The organism is uncultured Maritalea sp. (assembly GCF_937139385.1).
Classification (GTDB): domain Bacteria; phylum Pseudomonadota; class Alphaproteobacteria; order Rhizobiales; family Devosiaceae; genus Maritalea; species Maritalea porphyrae_A.
Window position 1 is genome coordinate 1 of the sequence record NZ_CAKZPW010000051.1, and the last position, 3060, is coordinate 3060.

Sequence of the window (3060 nt, forward strand, 5' to 3'; positions counted from 1 at the left end):
AGCGATTTCACCCCGCGCGCGGTTACGCCAACGACATGTAGCCAAGGTTCACTCATGACCATTCTCCATCAATGGTGATTGCGTTTAGCGCTGCACTGGCCATTGCCGACCCGCCTCGTCGTCCAAGAACGGTGACGAATGGAATGTCCAATTTCGCTTCCGACAATGCTTGTTTTGATTCAACGGCACCAACAAACCCCACGGGCGTTGCAATGATAGCTGCGGGTTTTGGCGCGCCTGCTTTAATCTGTTCAAGCAAATGAAACAGCGTCGTCGGTGCATTACCAATCACCACAATTGCGCCTTCAAGATCCGCTTTCCACAACTCAACTGCAGCCGCTGAGCGCGTGGTTTGCATTTGCTTGGCGAGCGTTGGAACTGACGGATCGTTCAGCGTGCATGTGGGCTCAAAACCTTGCGGCAGAAAACGGCGAATGATGCCTGAGCGTACCATTTCACAATCACACAAGATCGGGCGCCTTGCATTAAGTGCAGACGTGGCAGAACCCGCCACGTCGCCATGCCATCGGATATCGCTGGTCAAATCCACCATGCCGCACGCATGAATCATGCGCACCACTATTTTGCGCAAGGGTGCGGGGAACTGATCCAACGCGGCCTCACGCTCTATTGTGGCAAAGCTTTCATCATAAATCGCTTGGGGATCGCGCAGCCAGTCCACGGGCTTTATCCCTTCCCTTTTGTAGATTGTTCCATGGTTTTTGGTCCTAATGGATGATCTGCAAACGGATAAGGGTGGTGAGCGTGGTCGTGGTGATGATCATGAGTGTGCGTATGGTCATGGTCATGGTCATGGTCATGGTCATGACTGTGATCATGGCTATGCTCGTGCGCGTGAACTGGCGTCCACTCAAGGCCATGTTGTTTGCAGAACTCTTCGTTCCGACAAGATGCATCACAATCGCCGTTGCAGGGGCAATTTTCCATGCCGCCGCCAATGCCCTCAACATGATGGTGATGGCTTTCTTGGGCCAGCCCCACTTCCGCTTCAAAGCCTAAAACTTGCTCTCGATATTTGCACATCTGGCAGTTCATTTTGTTTTCGCCATGAAGGGTTTCTTCAACGCGATCAATAAAGGTATCCACAACCAGATCGTGGTCGTTAAGATAACCCGCTTTGATGAACTCTATGTCTGGATATTCTGCTGCCACTTCATCTGTGTAGCTATAAATCCGTTTCACCAACACACCGGTGAAAAGGAAATAGGGGAACACAACGATACGTTTGTAGCCAAGTTTGGTCGCATGGCGCAGTGCCGGCGCGGTCAGCGGAAAAGTGACGCCTGAATAAGCAACTTCACCCCAACCAAAACCCATACCTTCCCACAACATACGCATGACTTTGGCGACATTTGAGTTGGCGTCCGGATCAGACGCACCGCGGCCCACGACAACCAAAAGCGTTTCTTCACGCGGCACGTCGCCGCCCGCTTTAGCCAAAGCTTCTTCAATACGTTCGCCAGCGGCACGGATCATTTTCAAATCCACACCAAGTTCGCGCCCATAAATGACTTCCATCTCTGGGTTTTGCGCTTGATAGCTATTGAGCACCGAAGGAATATCGTTTTTGGCGTGACCAGCCGCAAATAGCATGCCAGGCACAGCCAATACCTTCTTGATCCCCTGATCCTTAAGCTTATTTAGCCCGTGGTGGATCACTGGATCTGCGAATTCCAAATAGCCATATTCAACCGGCACATCGCCAAGCTTCTCTTTTAAGCGATCTTTGAGGTGGGCAAATTCGCCCACCGCCAATTGGTTGCGGCTGCCGTGGCCGCACAACATTACTGCTGTGTCGGCCGGAAGGTTCAAATCGCGCTTCACGATTTGCGACCGCGCGCATAAAGAACAAGGGCAATTGCTGCCAAGCCGAGCGCCACTGGCGCAGCCCCCATGAGCACAAGATCTGCTATGGTGTGAGCGTGACCGTCAACAACCGCCGTGTGGCCTGCGTGAGCAAATGCTGCGCTGGTTGTTACAAGGGTGGCGAATGTGGAAATGAGAATTTTAGTCATTTTCTACCTCTGTAGTTTTTTAAAAAACGAGGCAGAGTTCATTTATATCAAAACGTCGAGCAGCTCAGGACTTGGCCCCCTATTTGGGTCGACCGCACCGGAATCGCTTTCAGTTCCTAAAAGGAACGCTGCGAGAGATGTTTTACGGCTTGAGTTTGAATGGGTCAATGATTGAACCGCGTCTAAAAGGATTAGTTGGACTTTTAGCATCTGCATGCGACGCCAGTTAACGCGAGCCCACTGCACTCAACATGTGTTCACCCGGCAAAAAAAGGGGCGAAAAAGCGACCGCGTAAGTGTCTGCCATAGATTTCAGCGCATGAACCGGGTCAATTCTTGAGCTAAATAAGCAGGCAGTTTTGCCTTGCCCTTCATGGAACGCTTACGGTGTGTTTACCAAACATCTGAGGTCGATCTTAACCGATTTGGCTTACTTTGCGATCAAAGATGCCCAGAAATGGTGTGGAGAAAGACTGATGCAAGAGCATGCAAATCAACCGCAGAACCTGCCGGACACTAAAGATCACTCAATTGTTCTGGGTGCCGTTAGGGTAATGGTCAGTGCAGTCATTCTTGCCGAGATCTTTGTTTTCACAATTTACAGCTTTTTGGACCCATCATCTATTCCAAGGGCATCGATTGTTACACTTGTCGTATCCACTGTTGTTGCGTTCCCGATCGGCTATTACATCCACAATCAAAACGCTCGACTAAGGCGACTATCAAGACAATTGGCACAGATTGCCAGCACGGATCAAATGTCTGGATTGATGAATCGTACGGCATTTTTGCAGGCTGTTGAAGTCGCTCTGCATACGCCTATGGGGGGGCCAACTGCGGGCAGCTTCCTGTTTATCGATGTCGATCACTTTAAGAAACTCAACGACGATTTCGGCCATTCGATTGGCGACGACGCCATAAGGGCCATTGCAAATGCTATCAAGAGCACTCCGCCCGCCGAAGCATTGGTTGGCCGCATTGGTGGCGAAGAGTTTGGCCTGTTTTTACCCAACGCGAACAAAAA

The 3060-nt window shown here is 50.8% G+C and carries 4 protein-coding genes; 1 reads left to right on the top strand and 3 read right to left on the bottom strand.

Features of this window, described 5'->3' with window-relative positions; translation table 11 throughout:
• Positions 1-52: 52 nt before the first annotated feature.
• Genes Q0231_RS02190 through Q0231_RS02200 form a run of 3 tightly spaced genes read right to left on the bottom strand, consistent with a single transcriptional unit; the run spans position 53 to position 2036 of the window.
• Positions 53-682 (bottom strand): precorrin-8X methylmutase, encoded by a 630-nt coding sequence (locus tag Q0231_RS02190; protein WP_331283668.1) that lies wholly within the window; start codon positions 680-682, stop codon positions 53-55.
• A 5-nt stretch (positions 683-687) separates the two neighbouring features.
• Positions 688-1833, bottom strand: coding sequence for a sirohydrochlorin chelatase (locus Q0231_RS02195; protein ID WP_299344513.1), 1146 nt, complete (start codon positions 1831-1833; stop codon positions 688-690).
• 8 nt (positions 1834-1841) lie between these two features.
• Entirely contained in the window at positions 1842-2036 is a 195-nt protein-coding gene (locus Q0231_RS02200; RefSeq protein ID WP_269392932.1) for a hypothetical protein, read from the bottom strand.
• Between the two features lie 476 nt (positions 2037-2512).
• Here Q0231_RS02200 and Q0231_RS02205 point away from each other — a divergent pair.
• A partial coding sequence (locus tag Q0231_RS02205; protein WP_299344518.1) for a GGDEF domain-containing protein occupies positions 2513-3060 on the top strand: 548 nt, incomplete at its 3' end.

Bases quoted from the DNA above. Each gene is read 5' to 3' on its own strand.
- Q0231_RS02200 (WP_269392932.1), bottom strand. From the start codon at position 2,036: ATGACTAAAATTCTCATTTCCACATTCGCCACCCTTGTAACAACCAGC.